Origin of the sequence: Microbacterium sp. NPDC060132 (assembly GCF_042729675.1) — a bacterium.
GTDB lineage: Bacteria > Actinomycetota > Actinomycetes > Actinomycetales > Microbacteriaceae > Microbacterium > Microbacterium sufflavum.
Map to the genome: position 1 here is coordinate 880,314 of NZ_JBHWXU010000001.1, position 22,309 is coordinate 902,622.

Below are 22,309 nucleotides of genomic sequence, written 5' to 3' on the forward strand. Positions count from 1 at the left end.
CCGATCTCGCGGCACTCTCGCGATCACCGGAGCGCGTCGGCGCTCACCCGGGCCGCGAGACGACGGAGACGCGGGGGTACGCGAAAGGGGCGAGGATCCGAAGATCCTCGCCCCTTTCGACGGCGGTGATTTACCAGCTCGACTTGGTCACGCCGGGCAGCTCGCCACGGTGTGCCATGTCACGGAAGCGGACACGCGAGATGCCGAACTTCGTGAGGACACCGCGGGGGCGACCGTCGATGACGTCGCGCGAACGCACGCGAGCCGGCGACGCGTTGCGCGGCAGCTTCTGCAGGCCGACGCGAGCGGCCTCGCGGGCCTCGTCGGTGGCGTTCGGGTCGACCAGGGTCTTCTTCAGCTCGGCACGACGCTCGGCGTAGCGCTCGACGATGACCTTACGCTGCTCGTTGCGCGCGATCTTGCTCTTCTTAGCCATGGATCAACGCTCCTCTCGGAATTCGACGTGCTGACGGATGACCGGGTCGTACTTCTTCAGCACGAGGCGGTCGGGGGTGTTGCGGCGGTTCTTCTTGGTCACGTACGTGTAACCCGTACCCGCCGTGGAACGCAGCTTGATGATCGGACGGACGTCCTGAGCCTTCTTGGCCATTAGAGCTTCACACCCTTCGCCTGGAGGTCCTTGACGACGTTCTCGATGCCGCGCGCGTCGATCACCTTGATGCCCTTGGCGGACACGTTGAGCGTGATCTTACGACCGAGCGAGGGCACGAAATAGGTCTTCTTCTGCACGTTCGGGTCGAAGCGGCGCTTCGTCCGGCGGTGCGAGTGCGAGACGTTGTGACCGAAGCCGGGAACAGCTCCGGTCACCTGGCACACTGCTGCCATGATGATGACTCCTTCATTACCGTGAGGCCGGACGGCCCCACCCAAGATCCCTTGTCTGCACGCAACCTCGACCCGCCGATCTCTCGGCCGCGGAAGGGGAAGCATGCGAACTACGCACAGGAGCGTGCGCAGACAAAGAGTCAGTCTAGCACGGGCAGGGTCGCCCCCAGTGCCGCGGCCTCGGCGGCACCGCGCCCCCACCGGAACGCCGACACGGTCGGGTCGTCCGGGATCCAGAACCGCCACGGAAAGGCGTCCGTCCCCGCGACCCCCGCGACCCCGACCCTCGGCCCCTGCGACACATCCGCGACCGGCGCGCCGAGCCACAGCTCCGCGCGGGCGCCGTTGTGCTCCGCGCCCGTGACCGCGTCGATCCCGTCGTGCAGCGCGTGGCGCAGGCCGACCGCCTGGCCCAGTCGCCCCGGCCCCCTGGCGAGGTCGCGTCGGGCCGTTCGCCCCAGCGGGAGCGGGGCACCGCGGCGGACGGCCGCAGCGTCCTCACCGGCCACCACCTCTCCGGCGCGCAGCAGCACCCCGTCGCCCTGCCCCTCCGGACCGCACGCCACGTTCACGCACGAGTGGATCCCGTGGCTCAGGTAGACGTACAGGTGGCCCGGCTCGCCCCACATCGTGGCGTTGCGGGCGGTGCGACCCATGCGCGCGTGCGAGCCGGGGTCGACGCGGTCGCCCGTGCCCTGCCCGTGATACGCCTCGACCTCGGTGACGCGCACGCGGACCTCCACCGGCACACCGCCCTCGATCACCACGGTGCGCAGTTCCGCGCCGAGCAGGGTGGGCGCCACCTCGACGGCGGAGCGCATCACGTCGTCGCGGGTCACGCGTCGCAGCGGAACGGCCGACACGTCAGAACCGCGGCGCCGTCTGGCACCAGGAGGCGTCGAAGCCGGTGAGGGCCACGAGCTCCTTCCCGGAGTCCAGGTCGATCAGGTGGGTCTCCAGCCGCCCCGGAAGCGGCAGCAGCATGCCGTCGTAGGGGTTGTTCGCCATGTCGGGGGCGACCACGACGGCCGCGTACTGCCCGCTCGGCGACGCGCACGCCTGGAGGATGGCGTCGCTCGACCCCACCTCGACCAGGGGTTCTGCGACCCCGTCGTCGTCCACGCGGACCACCGCCTGCCCGATCGGCAGTCCCGAGTCGTCGCGCGACACCACGTGCCGCAGCGTGCCGCCGGGGAACGGCGTGATCGTCGTGGCCGTGCCGTAGTCGGGCGTCGAGGCCGCGAGCGGCTGCTCCGAGCCGTCGGTGAGGTTCAGCTCGACCACGGTGCCGTCGAGTCGCTCCACGATCGCGGTGTAGGTGCCGCGCGAGATGCCCTGAATGGTGGTGGCGAGCCCGAGCGACTGCACTCCCGTGTCGGCGGAACGGTCGACGAGGGCGAGCGCGCCGTCGAAGTCGATGAAGAGCACGGCGGCGCTGTCCGGCACGAACTGCCACACGAAGACGCTCGCCTCCTCCCCTGCGACCTCGATGATCTGCGGCTCGTCGTCGCCGCTCAGCGACTGGGTCACGAGCACGCTCGCGCGGCCCTCGCTGTCGCCGAGCTCGCGGTCGGAGTAGCTGTAGCCGACGAGGTTGCCGCGCTCGGAGACCTGGATCTCTCGGACATAGCCGTCGCCGGGCAGCGTCAGCTCGCGCTGGTCCTCACCGTCGCGGTCCATCACCAGCAGGTGCGAGCCGTCGTCCTCCTCGACCGAGGCCACGAGGCGCGTGGAGGTGGCGCGGAAGTCGTTGATCCGCGGATGCGAGAACACCGGCACCGCCTTCTCGCCGCTGAGGTCGGTGCGGAAGATCGTGTCGTCGCCGTCGACGTCGCGCCGCAGCAGGAACATCGTCGAAGCGGGCGTGGTGAAGCTCGTCGTGAGCTCGGCGGACGGACCACCGCTCGCACCGACGGCATCGGACACCGTCACGGTGTACGTCGTGTCGTCGTCGAGCGGCACCGTGAAGCGCACCCCGATCCCGCGGCCGGCCGCGTCGACCGTGAACGGCACAACCGGCTCGACCGACACCTGGTCCGCCTCGATCGCGGCGAGGGGCTGGTTCGCGGTGAGGATCAGGCGACTGCCGGACGATTCGATCGCCTGGGCCGCGTCGACCTGCACCTCTGAGATGCGCGGACCCTGCAGCAGGCTCACGACGCCGAAGCCGGTGCCGACCAGCACCAGCACACCCAGCACGGCACCGATCGTCAGCAGGAACCGACGTGACATCCGCGGCCCGGCCGCCGCACCGGCGCGGTCGCTCGCCGCGGGCGGGCCATCGGCGGGACGCCAGCCCGGCGCGGCACCCTCTGACGACTCGGCCGCGGGCGGCGTCGGGGTCGCGGGCGGCGCGGCGGCGGCGGACACGGGTTCGGGGGCGAGCGGCACCGCGGGCACAGACGATCCGGCGGACGGGATCGCGGAGGCGGACGCGGAGGATCGCGTCGACGGGACCGCGGCGGCGGGCGCATCCGGCTCGGCGGAAGGAGCGGCGGGCGTATCCGGCACGGCGGGGGAAGTCGCGGGCACCATCGAAGACGGCTCCGTCGACGCAGGCGACGCGAGCGCATCCGGCTCGGCGGAAGGGGCCTCGGGGGCGGGGGCGGGGCCCTCCCCCTCGACCAGGGAGACCGACTCGGCGGCCGCGCGCTCCGCCGCCTCCCGCGCGGCGCGCAGCTCGGCGCGCGTGCGCGGGACGGCGGGCGTCTCGCGGCGCTCGTCGTCAGTACTCATAGGGGTCCTTCGGCTCGTCGATCGCGACGACGTCCGTCGGCTCGATGCGCAGCGTGCCGTCGGCGTCGGCACGCACCGTGCCCGTCACCTCGACCCACTGCCCCGTCTCATACTCACCGGGGTCGACGTCGGTCGGCAGGGCCGCGGTCTGCGCGTCGATCACGCAGTGCGTGATGACGAGCCGGGTGAGATTCACGCCGTCGCCCTTCCCCGCCGGGGTGACGAAGCCGGTGAGCGTGACCGGGGCCCCGTCGTACGCCGCGGTGTTCGTGGCCCCCGCGAAGACACTGGCCCAGTCGCCGATGCCGAACGTCGAGGTGTCCGCGACGCCGAGGGCCACGGTGTCCGCACCGGCGAACAGCGTGGCCTGCTCCCCCGCACGCGACATCGCGAGCTCGACCGACAGCGAGGCGGGCGGCAGCACGAGCGCTGCGGCCACGACCCCGGTGGCGACCACACCGCCCGCGACCGCGCCGACTCCGGCCAGGGTCCGCCGGGGAGTCACGGTCGTGCGCGACGCCTCGTCGTCCGCGTGCTCGGGCTCCGCGGTGGCGTCGCCGTGGTCGTGGCCGTGGTCGTCCTCGGCCCCGAGCGGCAGGGTGCACGACCACACCGCCCCGGCGAGCGTGACCACGGCGGCCGCACTCGCGAACCAGACCGACTCGGGGCTGATGTAGAGCGTCAGGCGCCCGGTGACCGCGAGCCCGAGCGTCACGACCGCGACCGCGGAGGCCAGTCCGACGCCCAGCCATCGAGTCGCGACGGCTCGAGCGCGCGGTGTCTGCTGCTCAGACAAAGACGTTCACCCCGATCCCGATCGCGAAGGCCGCGGCCAGCACGACCGCGGTGATCCCGACGAGCGTGCGCGCCGTGAAGGTCGTACGCATGAGTGCCAGCATCTTGATGTCGACGAGCGGTCCGACCAGCAGGAACGCCACGATCGCCCCGCTCGAGAAGGTGGACGCGAACGACAGCGCGAAGAACGCGTCGACGTTGGAGCAGATGGCGACCACGATCGCGAGCAGCATCATCGCCACGATCGACAGCACCGGGTTCGACCCGATCGCCAGCAGCACGTCGCGCGGGATCAGCACCTGCACGGCTCCCGCGAGCGCTGAGCCGATCACGAGCGCCGGCATCACCGCCCGCAGCTCGACCAGGAACTGCGTGAGGCTGCGGCGGATCGGGGTGCCCGGCTCGTGCGTCACGCGCTCGCACGTGTCGACGAAGCGCTGGGTGAGCAGCGAGTCCGGCGACGGGTGCAGGCTGTAGATCCAGCCGATCAGGTTCGCGATCAGGTAGCCGCCGACCAGGCGCGCGACGAGGATGCCGCCGTCCCAACCGAAGGCCGCGTGCGTGGTGAGGATGACGATCGGGTTGACGATGGGCGCGGCGATCAGGAAGGTGAGGGCCTCCGCCGGGGCGAGGCCGCGCATCATCAGACCGCGCGCGAAGGGGACGTTGCCGCACTCGCACACCGGGATGAGCATCCCGAGGAGGGACAGCACCGCGCGCCGGGCCCACGCGCGGCGTGGCAGCCAGCGGTGGATGACGTCGGCGGGCAGCCACACCTGCACGACGATCGACAGCAGCACGCCGAGGATCACGAACGGCAGTGCTTCGATCAGCACGCTGAGCGCCAGGGTGAGGCCGTCCTGCGCCCTGGTCGGCAGCGATGCCGGGTACAGCGACGGGAGCAGCAGGTCGATCAGGAACAGCGCCGCCACGATCGCGGCGCCGAGACCGAGGCCGATCCAGGGCGACCGCGGCGGTGTCGCGTGTCGGTGCGTGTGGCCCGGACGGGAGGCCGTTCGTGCCGGGGAACTCACGCTGTCGCTGTCCTGCCGGCCTCGCGCTTGTTGGCGCACGGGGTGCACAGCCCGAAGATGTCGACGACGTGCGCGGCGTCGGTGAACCCGTGCAGAGCGGCGGTGCGGTGCGCCCACTGCTCGACGTCCTTCGCCTCGATCTCGACCGTGAGCCCGCACGACCGGCAGATCAGGTGGTGGTGGTGCCCCTGCGTGGAGCAGGCACGGTACAGCGCCTCGCCCTCGGGGCTCTGCAGCGAGTCGGCGTCACCGGAGGCGGCGAGCCCTGCCAGTGCGCGGTAGACCGTGGCGAGGCCGATGCCGGTGTTGTCGTCGCGGAGGGAGGCGTGCAGGCTCTGTGCGCTGACGAAACCGCGGGCGTCGGCGAGTGCTTCGCGCACGCGTTCGCGCTGCCAGGTGTTCCGCTGAGCCATGCCTTCGATTCTAGGCCGGAGGGGGTTGGCGAGGGCTGGGAGCGCCCGCGCACCGAGGCTCCCGGCGAGTGAACGAGAGCGTGGTCCGCGTCGGCGTGCCCTGTATCGGCATATGTGTTCTCTCTCGAGGCGCATCTGGGGTCATATGACTACGCTTGAGGCGAGCGGGGTACAAGAGGAGAAGCAATGAAGACACCTATTGTGCTGACCGCCGCACTCGCCACGGCGCTGATCGCATCACCGGCCGCGGCAATCGCCTCGGCACCGCCGACCTCGATCATGAGCACGATGAACGTGCCCGCTCGCGACCTCGGCCCGTGCTGGGCTCAGGCTGGGCGGGTCGTAGGCGGCGGCATCGGAGTGATCGGTTCGAGCGTCACTGCGCCGTGGGCCTTCCCCGGCCTGCTCTGGGCATACCTCGGCGCCATGAGTCAAGAGACGTACACGAGTGATGGGCAGTTCGCATGCTGACGAAACAGAGCGTGGACACGCACCCCAAGGCCGCTTCCGGCCGCCCGTCCGGGCGCTCCATCGCGGGGTGGGTGTTCGTCGCCATCGGCATGTGGATGGCCTTCAGCACCGCGGCCACCACCGCCGACGAAGGACTGCGCATGATGATGCTGATCGCGGGATCTTTCCTCGCCGGTGGCCTCGTGTTCGACGTCACACGGTGGCTCGTGCGCCGCAACCGGCCCCCGTCCGACGAGTGACTCCAGCCCGGGCCGTCGTCCGTCAGGGCGACGGCCCGGCACCATTCGCCGACGGCTCAGGCGGAGACGCGACGGACGCGCGACCGGGTCTTCTGCACGATCCAGCACACGACGTAGATCGTGAACGACAGCGTCGTGATGTACGGGCTCACCGGGAGGGTGCCGGCGAGGGCGAGCAGGATGCCGCCGACCGCCGAGACGAAGCCGAACAGCGCGGCCAGCAGCGGCACCGCGACCGGACCCGCTGTGACCCGCATGGCCGCGGCGGCCGGTGTCACCAGAAGCGCCATCACCAGCAGAGCTCCGATGATGTGCACGCTCACCGCGACGATCAGGCCCAGCAGCACCATGAACAGCAGGCTCACCGCGCGGGTCGGCACACCGCGGGCCGCCGCCGACTCCGGGTCGAGCGAATCGAACCGCAGCGGGTTCCACATCACCAGCAGCCCGAGCAGCACGACGAGGCTGATGCCGATGAGCCACCCCAGGTCAGGGCTCGACACCGACACGATCTGACCGGTGAGGAGGCTGAAGCGGTTGGCGCTGCGTCCGTCGTACAGCGACAGGAAGAGGATGCCGAGGCCGAGGCCGAACGGCATGAGCACACCGACGATCGAGTTGCGGTCACGCGCCTTCGCACCGAGCACGCCGATGAGGATCGCCGCGACCAGTGCCCCGCCGAGTGAGCCGAACACCACGCTGCCGCCGAAGAGCAACGCGGCCGCGGCACCGGCGAAGGAGAGCTCGCTGACCCCGTGGACCGCGAAGGCGAGGTCGCGCTGCATCACGAACACGCCGATCAGGCCACCGACGATACCGAGCACCGCACCGGCAATGATCGAGTTCGCGAGCAGGGCGACGAGCTCGCCGTAGTCCTGGAAGGAGAAGATGTCGTCCCACCCGACGGCAGGGACGAGGAGGGCGGCGGCGGTCATGCGGTCCCTCCGTGGTCGTGGTCGTCGTGCAGGTGGTGGGGCTCGGCGTCGGGGACACCCACGACCACGAGCCGGTCGCCCGCTCGGAGCACGAACACGGGTGTGCCGTACAGGTCGCTGAGCACGCGCGTCTGCAGCACCTCGTCCGGGGTGCCGAGCAGGAAGCGCCCGCCGGCGATGTAGAGGATGCGGTCGACCCGGCCGAGGATCGGGTTGATGTCGTGCGTCACGAACAGCACCGCCGCACCGCGCTCGCGCCGCTGGCGGTCGATGATGTCGGTGACGCCCACCTGGTTCGCGAGGTCGAGGTTCGACAGCGGCTCGTCGCACAGCAGCAGGGCCGGTTCGTCGGCGAGCGCCTGTCCCACGCGGAGCCGCTGCTGCTCTCCGCCCGACAGCAACCCCACCCGACGGTCGGCGTAGTGCACGGCGCCGACCGCGTCGAGCAGTGCATCGACCTTCGCGCGGTCGCCGCGGTGCGGGAACGGGAGGCCGAACCGGCTGCCCTGCACGCCGAGCGCCACGAGATCCCTGGCACGCATGCTGGTGTCGGGAGCGATCGCGCGCTGCTGCGGGATGTAGCCGATGCGGGCGCTGCCGCGGTGCACGGGCTCACCTGCCACGCGGATCGTGCCGCGGGAGAGGGGCTGGAGGCCGAGGATGCTGCGCAGGAGTGTCGTCTTGCCCGACCCGGAGGGTCCGAGCACGGCGATGAACTCCCCCGGCTGCACCGTGAGATCGAGGCCCGACCAGAGCTCGCGGTCTCCGCGGTGCAGTGCCCCGTCGGCGATCTCGAGCACGGGCGCCGCGCGGTCGACCGCGCCGCTCACGACTGGACGGCGGCGGCGAGGCTCTGGATCGCGTCACGCATCCACTCAGAGTACGACGATCCGTCCTCCAGCAGCTCCGTGAAGGCGACCACCGGTACTCGGGCGTCGTCCGCGGCCTTCTCGACCCGCTCGGTCTCGGCACCGCCCGTCTGGGCGTTGGTCAGCAGGGCGGTCACCTGTCCGGACGCGATCACATCGAGCGACTCGAGCAGTACCGCCGGCGCGACGTCGCTGCCCTCCTCGACCGACTCGGCGAAGCCCTCGGGCGTCACGTCGGTGAGACCGGCGGCCGCGGCGAGGTAGCCGGGCAGCGGCTCGGTCAGGAACACCGTCTTGCCCTCGGCGGAGGCCTTGAGCGTCTCGAGGTCGGACTCGAAGCCCTCGAGCTCGGCGACCAGCTCGTCGGCGTTGGTCGCGAACGTGTCCGCGCCGTCGGGGTCGAGCGCCGTCAGCTCGTCGGCGATGGCCTCGACCACGTGGATCATCGTGTGCGGGTCGAACCACACGTGCTCGTTGAAGCCCTCGATGTGGTCGTGGCCATCGTGGTCGTGAGCCTCCTCGCCCTCGGCATGCTCGTGGTCGTGCGACTCGGCGGCGGCGTCGTCGTCGGCGTGGGCGTCCTCCTCATGGCCCTCGTTGCCGGGGAAGTCGTGGGAGTACTCGACGGCGGTGACGACGTGCGGGTCCTGGGCGTCCTGCAGCAGGCTGTCGATGAAGGCGTCGTAGCCGCCGCCGTTCTCGACGACGAGGTCGGCTTTCTGGAGCGTGAGCCGGTCGCGGGCGCTGGCCTCGTAGGAGTGCGGGTCCTGGGAGGCGGAGGTGATGATCGACTCGACGTCGACGCGGTCGCCGCCGATCTGCGCGGCGATGTCGCCGTAGACGTTGGTGCTCGCCACGACGGTGATCGTTCCGTCGTCGCCTTGTCCCGACGCGGCGGGGCTGGAGCATCCGGCCAGCGAGAGGGCGGCGACGGAGGCGAGGGCGAGAGCGAGCGCGGGCTTCTTCATGATGCCAGCGTAAACGCTAATGAGAACCATTATCAAATCGAACGCTCCGCGGACGGGAAAGGCGGAGAGCGTGCGACCACGCCCTCCGCCTTTCGTCACCCCCGACTCACCCCACGAGCCCCCGCGGCGCGATCCATGCGGTCGCCTCCGCGGGCAGCGCGGAGCCGTCCAGCGCCACGGTCGACAGCACCGCGTCCTCCGCGGCCGCTCCGAGCTCGAAGGGCTCCGTGCCGAAGTTCGTCACGACCTCCCAGCCGTTCGGACGACGGAACCGCAGCACGTCCGCACGACCCGTCTCCCTCCACTCCAGGCTCTCGCCGGTCTGCAGCAACCGCCGCAGCCGCAGAGCCTCGCGGTAGAGGTTGAGCGTGGAACCGGGGTCGGCATCCTCCACCTCGACCGCAGCCGCGGCGAACCACGCGGGCTGAGGCAGATGCGCGCCGCCCTCGCCGAACCCGTACGAGCTGCCCGACGCCGTCCACGGCAGGGGCACACGGCACCCGTCGCGACCGAGACCATCGAAGTCGGCCCCGCGGAAGAACCCGGGGTCCTGCCGCTGCTCCGGCGCGATGTCGGCCACCTCGTGCAGCCCGAGCTCCTCGCCCTGATACAGGTACGCGCTGCCGGGCAGGCCGAGCAGCAGCAGGGTCGCGGCGTGCGCCCGGCGCAGTCCGCCCTCGCGGTCGAGTCCGTCCTCCGGGCCGCCGGCACGCACCCACTCCGTGCCCTGCTTCACCGCGCGACCGCGCAGCGGAGGAAGGCCGTACCGCGTGGCGTGGCGGGTCACGTCATGGTTGGACAGCACCCAGGTGGTCGACGACCCTGCCGCGTGCGCCTGGGCGAGGTTGTCGGCGATGATGCGCTGGAAGTCGCCCGCATCGAAGTCGGCCACGAGCAGATCGAAGTTGAACGCCTGGCCCAGCCCCTCCGCGGAGGCGTACTTCGCCCGGCGCTCCGGCGTCTCCACCCACGCCTCGGCGACGGCGGTGCGCGGCGGGTCGTACTCGTTGAACACCCGACGCCACTCGGCGTAGATCTCGTGCACGTCGTCGCGGTCGATCATCGGGTGGGTGCCCGAGGAGCGGTCCATCGCGTCGAGCTGGGCGCGCGACGGCAGCGGCTCGGTGAGGTCCTTCGTGAGCATGTGGGCGACGTCGATGCGGAACCCGTCGACGCCGCGGTCCGACCAGAAGCGCAGTGTCGTCAGGAAGTCCGCGCGCACCTCGGGGTGGTCCCAGTTGAGGTCGGGCTGCTCGACCGCGAAGTTGTGCAGGTACCACTGACCGTCGGCTACGCGCTCCCAGGCGCTGCCACCGAAGATCGAGATCCAGTCGGTGGGCGGCTCCGCACCGTCGGGCCCCGTGCCCTCCCGGAAGATGTAGCGCTCCCGCGCGGCCGACCCACGCCCCGCGGCGAGCGCCTCCTGGAACCACGCATGCTGGTCGGAGGTGTGGTTGGGGACGATGTCGACCACGACGCGGATGCCGCGCGCGTGCAGCGCCTCCACCATCGCGTCGAAGTCGGCCAGCGTGCCCAGGCGCGGGTCGACGTTGCGGTAGTCGGCCACGTCGTAGCCGCCGTCGGCGAGTTCGGACGGGTAGAAGGGACTCAGCCACACCGCGTCGATGCCGAGCTCGGCGAGGTAGTCGGCACGGGAGACGATGCCGGGGAGGTCGCCCAGTCCGTCGCCGTCGGCGTCGGCGAAGCTGCGAGGGTAGATCTGGTAGACGGCGGCCTGGCGCCACCAGGTCGCGGTCTTGTCGTCTTCGCGGGTCTCGGTGAGCAGCGAATCGGTCATGAGGGGTTGGAACTCCTTGCTTTCTTGCGGTGGTCGGTGTCAGCCCTTGACGGCACCCTGCGTGACGCCCTCCATCACCCAGCGCTGAGTGAAGAGGTAGGCGACGATCGCGGGGGCCATCGCCATGAGGTACGAGGCGAAGGCGACGTTGTAGTTGTTGCTGAACTGGTTCTGGAAGAGGTTCTGCCGCACCGGCAGCGTCTGCAGTGCCGGGTCGGAGATGATGAGCGACGGCATCATGAAGTCGTTCCAGGCGTAGAGGAACGCGAAGATGCCGACGGTCGCGCTCATGGGCGCGAGCAGCGGGAAGATCAGCCGCCAGAAGGTCTGCCACGTGGTCGCCCCGTCGATGCGGGCGCTCTCCTCCAGCTCGATCGGGATCGACCGCAGGAACGCCGTGAACAGCAGCACGCTGAAGCTCAGCTGGAACATCGTGGCGAGGATGATCACGCCGAACGGGTTGTCGAGTCCGACGCGTCCGGTGAGCTGGATCTGCGGCAGCGCCACGACCGGGAAGGGGATGAACATCGCCGCGAGCAGGTAGAAGAAGGAGTACCGGAACAGCCGGCGGTCCCAGTTGCGCACGATCGCGTACGAGGCGAAGGCCGCGAGCACGATCGTGGCGACGACCGTTCCCGCCGTGACGAGCAGGGAGATGCCGGCACCGACGGGGAACTTCGTGAGGTTCCAGGCCTGCACGAATCCGTCGAAGCTGAACGGCGCGGGGAACGAGAACGCGTTGCCGTCGACGGCCTGACCGGTGGTCTTGAACGCCATCGAGATCGTGACGTACAGCGGGATGAGGACCGTCGCGGTGCAGAGGATCAGGATGATGGTGCCCGACCAGTTGACGCGCTCCATCTTCTCGCGCTTCTTCCGGCCGCCGGCCGGGGCCGTGGTGAGGGTCTGCGTGGTCATCAGAACGTGTTCCTTCCGCGGGTCAGCGAGAGCTGGAAGACCGAGATGAGCACGGCCACGATGAAGAAGATCGTGGCGTTGGCCATCTGGTAGGCGTAGTCGCCGCCGTTGAAGCCCGCGATGATCGTCATGGCCACGCTGCGGGTGGCGGTGCCCGGTCCGCCGTTCGTGAGGCCGACGATGATGTCGTAGGCGTTGAGGAAGCCCTTGAACCCGAGGATCACGTTGATCACGACATACCCGGCGACGAGCGGGATGGTGATGCGGGTGAGCTGCTGCGTGCGGCTGGCCCCGTCGATGCTGGCCGCCTCGTACACCTCGCCCGGCACCGACAGCAGACCGGCGATGTAGATGAGCAGCGTGCCGGGCACGGCCTGCCACGCGGTGACGATGACGATCGCGACCCACGCGAGGTCGGGGTTGGCGAGCAGGCTGGTCTGCAGCCACTCGATCCCCGTCGCGGCCCCCGCCGCGGGCAGCGAGTTGGAGAACAGGAAGTTGAAGACGTAGGCGATGATGATGCCCGAGATCACCATCGGGATCACGAAGATCGTCCGCAGCCCGGTCTTGAAGCGGATGCGGGAGGTGAGCCCGACCGCGAGGAGGAACGCGATCACGTTCACCACGATCACGGTCGCGATGGAGAAGCCGAACGTGAACAGGTAGCTCTGCAGGATCGCGGGATCGCTGAACAGGGCGATGTAGTTGGTGAGGCCGTTGAAGCTCCATTCACCGATGCCGATCGAGTCGGTGAAGCTGAAGAAGATGCCGATCACGCCGGGGACGGTGATCGCGAGCGTGAAGATCACCAGGGTCGGCAGCAGGAAGAGGTAGTAGATCGGCTCGACGCGGCGGGTGTGCCGGCGGAGCTTCCGCTCGCCGCCCGTCACGATCGCGGTGGTGCTGGCACCGGTGTCGGTGGCGGTGGTGGTGGTCATGGCGCGGACTCCTCTGTCTCGGCCGATGCGGAATCCTGCGAGGTCGGGATGGGAGCGCGGAAGGCGATACGGGCCCAGTCGGCGTCCATCGTGCGGAGGATCGACGACGGCGCGGCGCCGAGCACCATGGCCTGCGCATAGTTGAAGATCGGCAGGGTCTTCGGAACGAGCACGGACGGGCCCTGGTAGATCTTGCCGTCGTCGTAGTACGGGATCATGCCCTCGATGCGCGGGTCGTCCGGCGCTGCCGCGTCGGTCGTCGGGGTGAATCCGAGCTGCGAGGCGTTGTACTCCTCGATGTTCTCGGGGAGGTAGAGGTACTCGAGGAAGTCGCGGGCGGCCTCCTGGTGCCGGGACTCCACGGGGATCATCGCCGCGAGGTCCATGTTCACCCGCACCGCGAGGTCGTCGGGATCGTCGGTCATGGGCAGCGGGAAGGTGCCCAGGGGCAGATCGGGAGCGGTCTTCGCGATCTCGCTGAACGCCCACGGCCCCTGCAGGTACATCGCCGCCTCGCCCTTCGCGAAGGCGAGGTTGCCGTCGCCGTAGCCGCGACTCGCGGCGTCGTCATTGGTGTAGTCGTTCGCGAGCTGCATCATCTTGTCCATCGGCTCGGCGAAGTCCTTCTGGAACGACACCTCGGAGTCGGGACCGACGTCGGTGCCCTCGGCGGCGAGGGCGTCGAAGAATTCGAGCACGTCGAGGGAACCGCCGACCGCGTAGTCGTACCAGCCCTGCGCCACGGTCCAGTCGTCTTTGAAGGTGCCGTAGAAGGGGTCGATGCCCGCCTCGCGCAGCTGGTCGCACACGGCGATCAGCTCGTCCCAGGTCTGCGGCACCTCGAGCCCCTGCTCGTCGAAGATCTGCGTGTTGTAGATGACGGAGGCGGCCATGACCGAGTACGGCAGGGCACTCGTTCGGCCCTCGCACGAGCCGTACTGGTCCATCAGCGGCTGCAGGTCGTCGCGGATGCCCGCCGCAGTCTCGGTGTCGGAGAGGTCGGTGAGCGCGCAGCGCTGCACGAACCGGGCGACCTCGTAGTTGTAGTTCGCGAGCATGATGTCCGGCGGGTTGCCACGGACGAAGCTGGCAGAGACGACGTCGACGCCCGAGGTGTCGATCTCGACGCGGACGTCGTTCTGGGAGGCGTTGTAGTCCGCGACCAGGTCGGTCATGAACGGGATGGCCTCGCGCTTGCTGAAGGTGAAGCGGATGGTCTCCGGCCCGTCCCCTGCCGCGCAGCTCGTGAGCGCGACACCGGCGAGAACCAGGCCGAGCGCTCCGGCGATCCCGCGCAGCGGGCGTGTTCGTCGTGCAGACACCGTTGTCCTTCCGTCGGTAGATCTGCGGACTAAATCTAGTGAGCGAATCTAGTCCGTCAGGAGGTACTGTCTCATCTGGGCGACAGAAAGGTCAAGGGGAGTGGCGGAGGTCTCGGCGGGATTGGGCACCGGGCGCGCGAGCGTCGGCGCCGTCCTCGACTTCGCCTGGACCGCCAGCGAGTTCACCGCCACCGAGGCCATGGCCGGCACCTCCCTCACCCGCTCGACCGCGATCGACGCGATCGACACCCTCGTGGGCGCCGAGGTGCTGCGCGAGCTGCCCAACGCCAGGGCCACGGGCGACTACCGCGCCGGACGCCCCGCCCGACGGTTCGCCCTCTCCCCCGACCTCGGCGTGGTGATCGGCGTCGACGCGGGCGACACCCACCTCGCGGTCACGGTCGCCGACCCGCTCGACCGCACGCTCGTGCATCACCGCACCGAGCTCGACCCGACCCAGAGCGCCGAGGCCCGCCGGGCCACGATCGTCGAGCGGATGCAGGCCGCCCGCAGCGAGGCCGGGGTCGACGCGGACCACGTGCTCGCGGTGTGCGTCGGCGTCGCCGCCCCGGTCGACCGCGACGGCATCTCCCCGCCGCACCCCCAGGGTTTCTGGGAGCGCACCAACCCCGGCCTCGCCGCGGCCCTGCACGACTGGGCACCCGTGGTCGAGGTGAAGAACGACGCCCAGCTCGCCGCGATCGCCGAGGGCACGCTCGGCGCCGCGCAGGACTGCCGCGACTACGTGGCCCTGCTCGCCAGCGAACGCTTCGGCGGCGGAGTCGTCGTCGACGGGCACGTGCTGCACGGGGCCCACGGCGGCGTGGGCGAGGGCGTGGTGTTCGACCACATCGTCGGCGTCGGCTCGGCGTTCGGGCTCCGCTATGCCCTGCAGGACCAGGCACGCGCCGCCGTCGAGTCGGGAGAGGCCGCGACCGACGGCTCCCTCGGACGGCTCGTGGCGGACGGCCCCGTGGAGCCACGGCTCGTGCTCACCCTCGCCGCCTCCGGCGACCCCGACGCGCTGCGGGTCGCCGAGCGGGTGGGCGCCACGGTCGCCCGTGTGGTCGGCGTGCTCGGCAGCATGTACGACCCCGCCCGCGTGATCGTGTGCGGCGCGGTGGCCGAGAGCGTGGAGCCGGTGCTCGCCGCCGCCCGCCGCATCCTCCCCGCGGAACTGCACCTGCCGGCGCCCGAGATCCTCGCGTCGTCGCTCGGTGCAGAGGTCGTGTCGGTGGGCGCCGTCGCGACCGCCCGCCGCGCCGCCCGGGAGCACGCCGTGCCGCTGCTCGCGGCCCGGCGCCTGCGCACGACCGCCTAGAGCGCGACCGCCCAGGTCACGGGGTGCGGGGCGACGCCGCCGTCGCCTCCGGCGGCTCGGGAGTGTGCGCCTCGGCGGTCTCGTCCGCGCGCGACTCGACCGCCGACGCCTCGGCGGCCAGGTAGCGGGCGGCAAAGGAGTCGATGCGGCGAGGGGTGGCCGTGAGCGCGACGACCGCCCGGCCGGTGCCCGGCTGCACCGTGAACTGAGCCTGCGACCCCCAGGTGCCCCCGGTGTGCTCGATCACGGGCGCCGGACCCGAGCCCACCAGGAACCAGCAGAGCCCGAGCTGCAGGTCGTCCTTGAGGCGGTGGTGCGGGGTGACGGCCAGGCGCAGTCCCTCGGCGACCTCCGCGGACGCCGGGCCGAGCAACGCGTCCGCCAGCCGCTGCAGGTCGTCGAGCGTGGAGGCGTACATGCCCGCGGCCGGCATCGCGTCCTTCAGGTAGGGCAGCCCGACGCCCTTGCCGTTCGTGGGCCGCTCCACCACATCCGGACCCGCGGTCGGCCGATCGAGTCCGGTCCTGGTCATGCCGAGCGGATCGAGGAGCCGCTCGCGCATCAGCTCCGCGAACGGCACCCCGGTCACGGCGGCGAGTGCGTCGCCCAGGAGCCCGACGCCCATGCTGGAGTAGCGGAAGCGGCCGTCTCGACGCGCGCGTCCGGCGCTGGCCGACAGCAGCTCGCGGTAGTGGTCGTCGTCCACACCGCGCCACGGGTCCTTGACGCTGAACCCCAGCGCGGTGGCGAGTTCGCGTCGCGCGAGCCGCCGCGGCGTGTTCGGCAGTCCGGAGCGATGGGTCGCCAGGTCGAGCAGCGTGGGCGCGGCCCCTCGCCACGGAAGGGGCTCACCGCGCGCGTCGTCGATCGGCTGCTCCGCGTCCACGTCGCCGGCGGCGAGGAGCACGCCGAACAGGGAGCCCGTGAGCGCCTTGCTCACCGAGCCGATCTCGAAGCGCGCGCGTGTCGCCTCCACCGGATAGGCCACCTGCGTCCACTCCCCGGAGCTCCCGCGGAGGGCTGCCGCGACGGAAGCCTCAGCCGAGCCGGCGAGCGTCGCCAGCTCCGTCGCCGGGTCTGCGAACCCCTCGCTGCGCTGCATCGATCATCCCCTGCCGTGTGGTCGTGCGCTGTGCTTCCACCGTAGGGAGGGCCTGCGGGCACGCACATCCACCGGCAGGCGGACCCGCACGAAGGGTCGGCGTTAGTGCTTGATCGGCTAAAGCACTTCTGATGTAGTTGAGTCACTCAAGTAAAGGAGCACCCATGCCCGCATCGCCGACCGTTCCCCCGCGCATGAACGCGATCGTGCTCGACCAGTTCGGAGACGAGGACGAACTCCGGTCGCGCGAGATCGCCGTCCCCGAGATGGGCCCGAGCGACGTGCTCCTCCGTGTGCACGTCGCCGCCGTGGCCTCGTGGGACGCCCTCGAGCGCCGCGGCGATTACGACGGAGTCTTCGGCATCCCGTCGCGCTTTCCCTACGTGCTCGGGTGGGACGCGGCGGGGACCGTGGCGGCGGTCGGCAGCGAGGTCACGCGCTTCGCGGTCGGCGATCGGGTCTATGCGGCATCCACCCCGGTGCCGCGCGGGGGCTTCTACGCAGAGTACGGCGTCGTCGACGAAGAGCACGTCGCGCACGTACCCGCGCGTCTATCCCTCGAGCAGGCGGGCGTGGTGGCGTGGGACGCCCTCACCGCGCAGAGCGGCCTCGATGCACTCGACCTCGACCGCGGACAGACGCTCCTGGTGTTCGGCGCCAGCGGCGGCATGGGGCACATGGCGGTGCAGCTGGCACGCCAGCGTGGCCTGCGTGTGCTCGCGGCGTCGTCCGGCGCGGATGGTGTCGCCCTCTCGCGCGAGCAGGGTGCCGACGCGGTCGTCGACGGTCGCGCGGAGGACGTGCTGGTCGCGGCGAAGGAGTTCGCCCCGGACGGCATCGACGGCGCCCTGGTCACGGCGGGCGGCCCCATGGCGGAGCGCGCCCTGCAGGCCCTCGCGCCGTCGGGGCGGGTGGCGTGGCCGCACGGGGTCCATCCGCTGCCCGTCACCGCGCCTGCCGTGCCGATCCTCTCGTTCGACGGCGACCGCTCGCGAGCCGCGCTCGACCGCCTCAACGCCGTCATCGAGTCGGGGTCGTTCACGCCCCACGTCGCCCGGCGATTCCCGCTGTCGCAGGTGCGGGATGCCCACCGCGCGCTCCGCGATCACTACGTCGGCAAACTGGCGCTGATCATCCGCGACCACGGGCTCCTCCCGCCGGCGGTCGCGGGTCGGCCGTAAGGTGTGTCCGTGATCACCTGCGTCGTGACGTACACGGTCGACCCCGCCCGCATCGAGGCATTCGAGAGGTTCGCCCGCGCGTGGATGGATCTCGTGACTCGCCACGGCGGCATCCACCACGGGTACTTCCTGCCGTCGGAGGGGAAGAGCGACGAGGCGCTGGCGCTGTTCACGTTCCCCTCGCTCGCAGCCTACGAGGTCTACCGCGAGCGCTTCGGCGTCGATCCGGAGTTCATCGCCGCAGACCGGATCCGCGACGAGAGCGGCTGCGTCCTCCGCTACGAGCGCACCTTCATGCGCCCACTGCTGCCCGCGGAGGCTCCCGAGCTTCGCGATTGATTGATCACCTCAAGCGTTTAGGATCGGGGCATGGCAGTCACCCACCGCGTCGCGACCGCGACCACGGAGGCAGAAGAGGTTCTCCTCGACCTGGTGAACGCGTACGAGCAGGCGTTCGACCGCGCCGCCGAATCCGTCGGACTCAGCGCTGCCCAGGCTTGCGTCCTCGGGCGGCTCTCCCGATCCCGGTCGATGGGCGGGCTCGCGGTCGAGCTCGAGTGCGACGCATCGAACATCACGCAGATCGTCCGTCGCCTCGACGGCGCGGGCCTCACCTACCGAGAGGCCGCCGCCGAGGACAAGCGCGTCCGGATGGTGGCCCGCACCCCGAAGGGCGACGCTCTCGACCGCGACTTCGGGCGTGCCTTCTCGTTCGCACGGGAGGCGCTCGCGCGACTGTCCGACGAGGAGCAGGGCCTCCTCACCGCGCTCCTGCGCAAAGCGCTCCCGCCGGCGGGAGACCCGAGGCCTGACTCAGTTATGAGTCGGCCCTAATCCTGATCCAGATCCGTCGCATTTGCGCCAGGCGCAAACTGAGCTCGTCAGGAATACCATGTCGGCGGGATCGTCAAACTAAGTGATCCGATGCGACGCCTGCTCGCTTCGGGGCACTGGAGTCCACCGCTTAGGTATCCGGAATCACTACCGGGATGAGACTCAGGGTCACGATCTGCGCCGCGATGGCTGCCCAGGCGGAGATCGCATCATCCTCTGCCTCGTCAGTAAGCGCCCCTCAGCCCCTGCGGCTCAACGAAGCCGCCGAACACGAACCGGCCAGCGACGCTCTCGGAGAAGAGCCGGGCACTCCCCTCACGTGAGAATCAACCGGCCTCGCCGATAACATCAGCTCAGCTAGCTCGAACAGGACAGTAGAATCGGGGATCGACGCGGTAACGTCGTCCGGCGCCGCAACTGAAGACCATTCGCCGATCAGAGCAGCGCCTCAGACTAGCCGCAACTGACGACCGCGTAGCGGCCGGTTGACGTCGCCGTCTTTACGAGTTGGCCATTGACGTAGATGTTGCAGGTGATGCTGTCGCCGTCCATGATCTGCGCGTTGAAGTTTCGGTACCCTGAGGCCGTCGGCCAAGACATCCGCCACGGAAGTGGGGTGTCACCCGCCTGGCTGATACTAAAGCTGTTCGGCGGAACCCAGGTGACTGTGCCGCGACTCCCGTTCGAAATAACTTCGTACACGGTGGACGGTGGCTCGAGTGTGATGGTCACAGTGCTGCCTGGTTCGACGACGGTGCCCGCGGCAGGGTCTTGACCCGCAACCGCCTGCGAGCTGGACTTCGAGCCAGTCACGGTCAGCTTGGCGTTCGAGAGTTTAGTGGTCGCGGCGAGGTCCGGCATCCCGACGACGCTCGGTATCTGCACCCCCCAGGACAGTGTGACCGTACTGGCCACGGGAAGCTTGCCGTCAATGATCTCCGGTTCGGTCGCCGTCACGACCCAGGAGGGGTCGTACGGGTCGCCAGGGTCAGAGGTCACCACCGCCAGGAACCCGGCGGCCGTGAGCGTGTCCATCGCTCCCTGCAGGTTAGTACCGATAACCGCGGGGGCGTCGACGCGGGGGCGCTCGAGTGTGACCTTAACGTTTGATCCGGCGGTCGAGGTTCCGCGCTCGGCTTGGGTGAGGACCGTCCAGTCCTCGTGTCCGTCGACGACGGTGTCGGAGATGTCAGACGGGAGCACCTCGAGTGCGACTTCGGCGCCTGCGTCGACCGCATCGCCATAGGTCATCCCTTCCATGTCCGGGATCGACACTTCGGAAGGAACCACCTCAAGTGTTATGACCTGGTCCGCATGAACACGCTCGTCACCGGCTGGGATTTGAGAAGTCACCACGCAGAACGTCGGCCCGCGGTCGTCGTCTTCGCAGAACGAAGAGTCCGAGTGGAAGACGCTCCGGAGCGCGACGCCATCAAGCGCCGCCGTCGCGTCCGCGAGGCTTTGCTGTTCGACGACGGGGACCGACACCCGGGTGACTTGGTCGACGATGATTAACGCGACGAGCCCGAGCGCGACCACTCCTACGACGATAACTCCGCCGATAAGGATCGAGCGCTTACGGATCCGGGAACGAATGCGGCGCAAGAGCGTGCCGCGTTCAGTGGCTTGTGCTTCCGGATCGTCACTGGGTACCTGCTTGTCGGGTCCTGCTCCCGAAGACTCATCCACCACCGTTGCTCCTTAGGTCCAGGGGTAGCTGGGGCGGGAGTGCCGGCATGTGCGACCCGGCCCTCCCCTGCTCGCGCGTCATTTAATCGTGACGAAGACGGTGTCGGCGAACATGCCGGGGTTGATGGCGAGGACGCCATCAGCAGGGGTGGGCACCTGGATGGCGTTGTTGCCCGTCGCGGAAGCACCCGTGTAGAGGGTGGACATGGTGTCGAGGGCGTCGGGGGCGACGACGAGCTTGTCGAACGGATTCACCGTCACGCCCGCGGCGGTGACGTACTCCATACCGACAAACGTCGGCATCCCGCCTTCGGGGTCGTCGCCGATGAACGTGACCGTGTAGTTGATGAGGATGTACTCGGTACCCGCGTCGGGCGCCTCGTTGAACATGTTCTCGTTCACGATTTGATCCGTCGCACCAAGCGTGACGGAGTTCACGATGACGGTCCATTCGTCGGAGGAGAACGGGACACCCAGCGGAAGCGGGTTCTCGCGAGTGCCAGCCTCGGCCGGCTTCTCTTCCTCAGCCGCCGCGGCACCCGTCTCCTCCGTGACGGTGGTCGGTGCACCGACCTGGACATCGGATCCGCCGAATGCGTCCGTGAAGGCCGTCGCGACGACGACGGTGAAGACGATGACGCCGACGATGGTACCCACGATGGACACGATGATGGCAGTGACACCCTGCCACTTCACCTTGCCCTTCAGGAACAGGGACACGATCCCCAAAATGAAACCGATGGGAAGGAGCACCCAACCGACGATGAGAGCGCCCGGGATGCAGGCGAAGACGAAGCCGACGGCCGACACAATCAGAGCAATCAGCGCCAGGACGTTGCGCTGATTGACGGGGGCCGGCGGGTAGGCAACGCCTGGTGCGGGCTGTACGTATGCTGGCGCATCGTGCCGGGCCTGGCCGTGCGTGGGGGCGACTGGTGCGGGCTGCGGGTCGGGGGCCGGGGGCGGGACGTTGGTCATGATTCTCCTATGGCTGTGTTCTCGCGGGGGCGCGCGCGAATGGCGCGGGACCGCGGCCCCCGTGAAACCCCCAAAGCCCAGTCGGGCACCTTCAACGTAGCGGCGGACTCAGACGTTTCACAGTGAATTGATATAACGATATGGGTGCAGCGGCCAGCGTGCCCTGCCTGCTGATGCGGCCCTACACGTGGGGGCCTGGCTGTCGGGATACAACTCCGCCTTCAATCCCTGCCTGACTTCATCGAGAAGCTCAAAGAGGTTGCCCGCGGCGTGCACGAAGTTCTCTGCTATTGCGCGCGAAGGGAGCGTCAGTACATCCGAGACCAAGATGCTCCTTCTGCAGGTTATGCAAGTGGAGAGCAATTCTCCTCACCTCAGTGGTCACCACGCCCCGTTCGCTCAGGGCCTCGACGACCGCGGCGACGTTGCGTGAGTGGTTGTCGCTGAACCCGAGCATTCGTCGATGTCCAGGGTGGTTTCTTCTAGTCGGTCCCAGGCGTTGGTCATTGCGATGACATTCGGATCGACACGCCCTGAGCGCGGCAGCCATACAGTGTTTCGAGGCTCGCATGTCTCGCGCGGGGGCCCCTTGCCGTCCGCAGAAGCGACGGCACTGACAGACGCGTCCGCGAGCTCGCGTGCTTCGTACTCGAGTTCCGCGCTGGCGCCGGAGCCCGTCGCCTTCCGAAGGCGCTCCAACATCAGTTATGGGTCAGCCTTTGTCCTGATCCAGATTCGTCATATCTGAGCCAGGCAAACACTGGAGTCGCTGAGAACCCCGTTCGGCCGGGAGCGTCAAACTATGTGATCCGGTGTAGCCCGCGCCGAAGACATGGGCCTAGCGTCCAGATCGTCGATCCTGCCAGCAGGCACATCGGACAGACTAAGGAACCACCGCACGGACAACAACGGGCGGGTCGTC

The 22,309-nt window shown here is 69.5% G+C and carries 24 protein-coding genes; 6 read left to right on the top strand and 18 right to left on the bottom strand.

Translation table 11 applies throughout. The features are described from left to right. Nucleotides 1-130: 130 nt before the first annotated feature. The 8 genes from rpsN to ACFWCH_RS04430 all read right to left on the bottom strand — a co-directional run bounded on the left by rpsN (nt 131) and on the right by ACFWCH_RS04430 (nt 5,824). On the bottom strand, nt 131-436 hold the full coding sequence (rpsN, locus tag ACFWCH_RS04395; protein ID WP_017829734.1) for a 30S ribosomal protein S14: 306 nt from the start codon (nt 434-436) through the stop codon (nt 131-133). Nucleotides 437-439: 3 nt separating this feature from the next. Next, nucleotides 440-610 (bottom strand): 50S ribosomal protein L33, encoded by a 171-nt coding sequence (rpmG, locus tag ACFWCH_RS04400; protein ID WP_017203558.1) that lies wholly within the window; start codon nt 608-610, stop codon nt 440-442. After that, complete coding sequence (gene rpmB, locus ACFWCH_RS04405) at nt 610-846, bottom strand: 50S ribosomal protein L28 (RefSeq protein ID WP_025102729.1); 237 nt, start codon at nt 844-846, stop codon at nt 610-612. The genes rpmG and rpmB overlap by 1 nt, the downstream gene beginning before the upstream one ends. A 140-nt stretch (nt 847-986) precedes the next feature. Beyond that, entirely contained in the window at nt 987-1,694 is a 708-nt protein-coding gene (locus tag ACFWCH_RS04410) for a DNA-3-methyladenine glycosylase (protein ID WP_136044272.1), read from the bottom strand. A gap of 16 nt (nt 1,695-1,710) precedes the next feature. Then, the gene (locus ACFWCH_RS04415) at nt 1,711-3,582 is read right to left on the bottom strand and encodes a hypothetical protein (RefSeq protein ID WP_378802996.1); all 1,872 of its coding nucleotides are present in this window, start codon (nt 3,580-3,582) and stop codon (nt 1,711-1,713) included. Next, nucleotides 3,572-4,378, bottom strand: a complete 807-nt coding sequence (locus tag ACFWCH_RS04420; RefSeq protein WP_136032086.1) for a TIGR03943 family putative permease subunit — start codon at nt 4,376-4,378, stop codon at nt 3,572-3,574. The genes ACFWCH_RS04415 and ACFWCH_RS04420 overlap by 11 nt, the downstream gene beginning before the upstream one ends. After that, nucleotides 4,371-5,411, bottom strand: coding sequence for a permease (locus ACFWCH_RS04425; protein ID WP_136032084.1), 1,041 nt, complete (start codon nt 5,409-5,411; stop codon nt 4,371-4,373). Before ACFWCH_RS04425 ends, ACFWCH_RS04420 begins: the two co-directional genes overlap by 8 nt. Then, the gene (locus ACFWCH_RS04430) at nt 5,408-5,824 is read right to left on the bottom strand and encodes a Fur family transcriptional regulator (RefSeq protein WP_136032082.1); all 417 of its coding nucleotides are present in this window, start codon (nt 5,822-5,824) and stop codon (nt 5,408-5,410) included. Before ACFWCH_RS04430 ends, ACFWCH_RS04425 begins: the two co-directional genes overlap by 4 nt. 186 nt (nt 5,825-6,010) lie before the next feature. Between ACFWCH_RS04430 and ACFWCH_RS04435 the strand changes: the two genes are divergently transcribed. Together ACFWCH_RS04435 and ACFWCH_RS04440 are read left to right on the top strand one after the other, a co-directional pair. Then, nucleotides 6,011-6,295, top strand: a complete 285-nt coding sequence (locus tag ACFWCH_RS04435) for a hypothetical protein (protein WP_136032079.1) — start codon at nt 6,011-6,013, stop codon at nt 6,293-6,295. Next, nucleotides 6,289-6,534: a hypothetical protein gene (locus ACFWCH_RS04440; protein WP_136032077.1), complete on the top strand. Its 246-nt coding sequence runs from the start codon at nt 6,289-6,291 to the stop codon at nt 6,532-6,534. The genes ACFWCH_RS04435 and ACFWCH_RS04440 overlap by 7 nt, the downstream gene beginning before the upstream one ends. A 56-nt stretch (nt 6,535-6,590) precedes the next feature. Here ACFWCH_RS04440 and ACFWCH_RS04445 read toward each other — a convergent pair whose 3' ends face one another. The 7 genes from ACFWCH_RS04445 to ACFWCH_RS04475 form a co-directional block, all read right to left on the bottom strand. Continuing rightward, on the bottom strand, nt 6,591-7,469 hold the full coding sequence (locus ACFWCH_RS04445; RefSeq protein ID WP_205828273.1) for a metal ABC transporter permease: 879 nt from the start codon (nt 7,467-7,469) through the stop codon (nt 6,591-6,593). Beyond that, entirely contained in the window at nt 7,466-8,299 is an 834-nt protein-coding gene (locus ACFWCH_RS04450) for a metal ABC transporter ATP-binding protein (protein ID WP_136032075.1), read from the bottom strand. Before ACFWCH_RS04450 ends, ACFWCH_RS04445 begins: the two co-directional genes overlap by 4 nt. Continuing rightward, nucleotides 8,296-9,306 (bottom strand): metal ABC transporter solute-binding protein, Zn/Mn family, encoded by a 1,011-nt coding sequence (locus ACFWCH_RS04455; protein ID WP_378802997.1) that lies wholly within the window; start codon nt 9,304-9,306, stop codon nt 8,296-8,298. The genes ACFWCH_RS04450 and ACFWCH_RS04455 overlap by 4 nt, the downstream gene beginning before the upstream one ends. A 106-nt stretch (nt 9,307-9,412) precedes the next feature. After that, nucleotides 9,413-11,104 (bottom strand): glycoside hydrolase family 13 protein, encoded by a 1,692-nt coding sequence (locus ACFWCH_RS04460; protein ID WP_247637950.1) that lies wholly within the window; start codon nt 11,102-11,104, stop codon nt 9,413-9,415. Nucleotides 11,105-11,143: 39 nt separating this feature from the next. Continuing rightward, entirely contained in the window at nt 11,144-12,022 is an 879-nt protein-coding gene (locus ACFWCH_RS04465; protein WP_136036820.1) for a carbohydrate ABC transporter permease, read from the bottom strand. Continuing rightward, a complete protein-coding gene (locus ACFWCH_RS04470) occupies nt 12,022-12,960 on the bottom strand; it encodes a carbohydrate ABC transporter permease (protein WP_205814395.1) in 939 nt (312 codons plus the stop codon). The genes ACFWCH_RS04465 and ACFWCH_RS04470 overlap by 1 nt, the downstream gene beginning before the upstream one ends. Continuing rightward, nucleotides 12,957-14,282: an ABC transporter substrate-binding protein gene (locus tag ACFWCH_RS04475; RefSeq protein WP_372490555.1), complete on the bottom strand. Its 1,326-nt coding sequence runs from the start codon at nt 14,280-14,282 to the stop codon at nt 12,957-12,959. The genes ACFWCH_RS04470 and ACFWCH_RS04475 overlap by 4 nt, the downstream gene beginning before the upstream one ends. A 100-nt stretch (nt 14,283-14,382) precedes the next feature. Between ACFWCH_RS04475 and ACFWCH_RS04480 the strand changes: the two genes are divergently transcribed. After that, complete coding sequence (locus tag ACFWCH_RS04480; protein ID WP_247637951.1) at nt 14,383-15,603, top strand: ROK family protein; 1,221 nt, start codon at nt 14,383-14,385, stop codon at nt 15,601-15,603. A 16-nt stretch (nt 15,604-15,619) separates the two neighbouring features. Here the strand turns inward: ACFWCH_RS04480 and ACFWCH_RS04485 are convergent, their stop codons facing one another. Then, nucleotides 15,620-16,705, bottom strand: a complete 1,086-nt coding sequence (locus tag ACFWCH_RS04485; RefSeq protein WP_378802999.1) for a serine hydrolase domain-containing protein — start codon at nt 16,703-16,705, stop codon at nt 15,620-15,622. A gap of 164 nt (nt 16,706-16,869) precedes the next feature. Here ACFWCH_RS04485 and ACFWCH_RS04490 point away from each other — a divergent pair, with 164 nt between their 5' ends. Genes ACFWCH_RS04490 through ACFWCH_RS04500 form a run of 3 tightly spaced genes read left to right on the top strand, consistent with a single transcriptional unit; the run spans nt 16,870 to nt 18,720 of the window. Next, nucleotides 16,870-17,886, top strand: a complete 1,017-nt coding sequence (locus tag ACFWCH_RS04490; RefSeq protein ID WP_247637953.1) for an NADP-dependent oxidoreductase — start codon at nt 16,870-16,872, stop codon at nt 17,884-17,886. A 9-nt stretch (nt 17,887-17,895) separates the two neighbouring features. Continuing rightward, nucleotides 17,896-18,225 carry an NIPSNAP family protein gene (locus ACFWCH_RS04495; RefSeq protein WP_247637954.1) on the top strand — a complete coding sequence of 110 codons (330 nt, stop codon included), beginning with the start codon at nt 17,896-17,898 and terminating at the stop codon, nt 18,223-18,225. Between the two features lie 30 nt (nt 18,226-18,255). Next, the gene (locus tag ACFWCH_RS04500; RefSeq protein WP_247637955.1) at nt 18,256-18,720 is read left to right on the top strand and encodes a MarR family winged helix-turn-helix transcriptional regulator; all 465 of its coding nucleotides are present in this window, start codon (nt 18,256-18,258) and stop codon (nt 18,718-18,720) included. Between the two features lie 453 nt (nt 18,721-19,173). Here ACFWCH_RS04500 and ACFWCH_RS04505 read toward each other — a convergent pair whose 3' ends face one another. After that, nucleotides 19,174-20,412: a PASTA domain-containing protein gene (locus tag ACFWCH_RS04505; protein WP_247637956.1), complete on the bottom strand. Its 1,239-nt coding sequence runs from the start codon at nt 20,410-20,412 to the stop codon at nt 19,174-19,176. Between the two features lie 75 nt (nt 20,413-20,487). After that, entirely contained in the window at nt 20,488-21,387 is a 900-nt protein-coding gene (locus ACFWCH_RS04510) for a hypothetical protein (RefSeq protein ID WP_247637957.1), read from the bottom strand. Between the last annotated feature and the right edge of the window lie 922 nt (nt 21,388-22,309).

Bases quoted from the DNA above. Each gene is read 5' to 3' on its own strand.
- rpsN (WP_017829734.1), bottom strand. From the start codon at position 436: ATGGCTAAGAAGAGCAAGATCGCGCGCAACGAGCAGCGTAAGGTCATC.
- rpmG (WP_017203558.1), bottom strand. From the start codon at position 610: ATGGCCAAGAAGGCTCAGGACGTCCGTCCGATCATCAAGCTGCGTTCC.
- rpmB (WP_025102729.1), bottom strand. From the start codon at position 846: ATGGCAGCAGTGTGCCAGGTGACCGGAGCTGTTCCCGGCTTCGGTCAC.
- ACFWCH_RS04415 (WP_378802996.1), bottom strand. From the start codon at position 3,582: ATGAGTACTGACGACGAGCGCCGCGAGACGCCCGCCGTCCCGCGCACG.
- ACFWCH_RS04430 (WP_136032082.1), bottom strand. From the start codon at position 5,824: ATGGCTCAGCGGAACACCTGGCAGCGCGAACGCGTGCGCGAAGCACTC.
- ACFWCH_RS04435 (WP_136032079.1), top strand. From the start codon at position 6,011: ATGAAGACACCTATTGTGCTGACCGCCGCACTCGCCACGGCGCTGATC.
- ACFWCH_RS04440 (WP_136032077.1), top strand. From the start codon at position 6,289: ATGCTGACGAAACAGAGCGTGGACACGCACCCCAAGGCCGCTTCCGGC.
- ACFWCH_RS04445 (WP_205828273.1), bottom strand. From the start codon at position 7,469: ATGACCGCCGCCGCCCTCCTCGTCCCTGCCGTCGGGTGGGACGACATC.
- ACFWCH_RS04455 (WP_378802997.1), bottom strand. From the start codon at position 9,306: ATGAAGAAGCCCGCGCTCGCTCTCGCCCTCGCCTCCGTCGCCGCCCTC.
- ACFWCH_RS04460 (WP_247637950.1), bottom strand. From the start codon at position 11,104: ATGACCGATTCGCTGCTCACCGAGACCCGCGAAGACGACAAGACCGCG.
- ACFWCH_RS04465 (WP_136036820.1), bottom strand. From the start codon at position 12,022: ATGACCACGCAGACCCTCACCACGGCCCCGGCCGGCGGCCGGAAGAAG.
- ACFWCH_RS04470 (WP_205814395.1), bottom strand. From the start codon at position 12,960: ATGACCACCACCACCGCCACCGACACCGGTGCCAGCACCACCGCGATC.
- ACFWCH_RS04485 (WP_378802999.1), bottom strand. From the start codon at position 16,705: ATGCAGCGCAGCGAGGGGTTCGCAGACCCGGCGACGGAGCTGGCGACG.
- ACFWCH_RS04490 (WP_247637953.1), top strand. From the start codon at position 16,870: ATGCCCGCATCGCCGACCGTTCCCCCGCGCATGAACGCGATCGTGCTC.
- ACFWCH_RS04500 (WP_247637955.1), top strand. From the start codon at position 18,256: ATGGCAGTCACCCACCGCGTCGCGACCGCGACCACGGAGGCAGAAGAG.
- ACFWCH_RS04510 (WP_247637957.1), bottom strand. From the start codon at position 21,387: ATGACCAACGTCCCGCCCCCGGCCCCCGACCCGCAGCCCGCACCAGTC.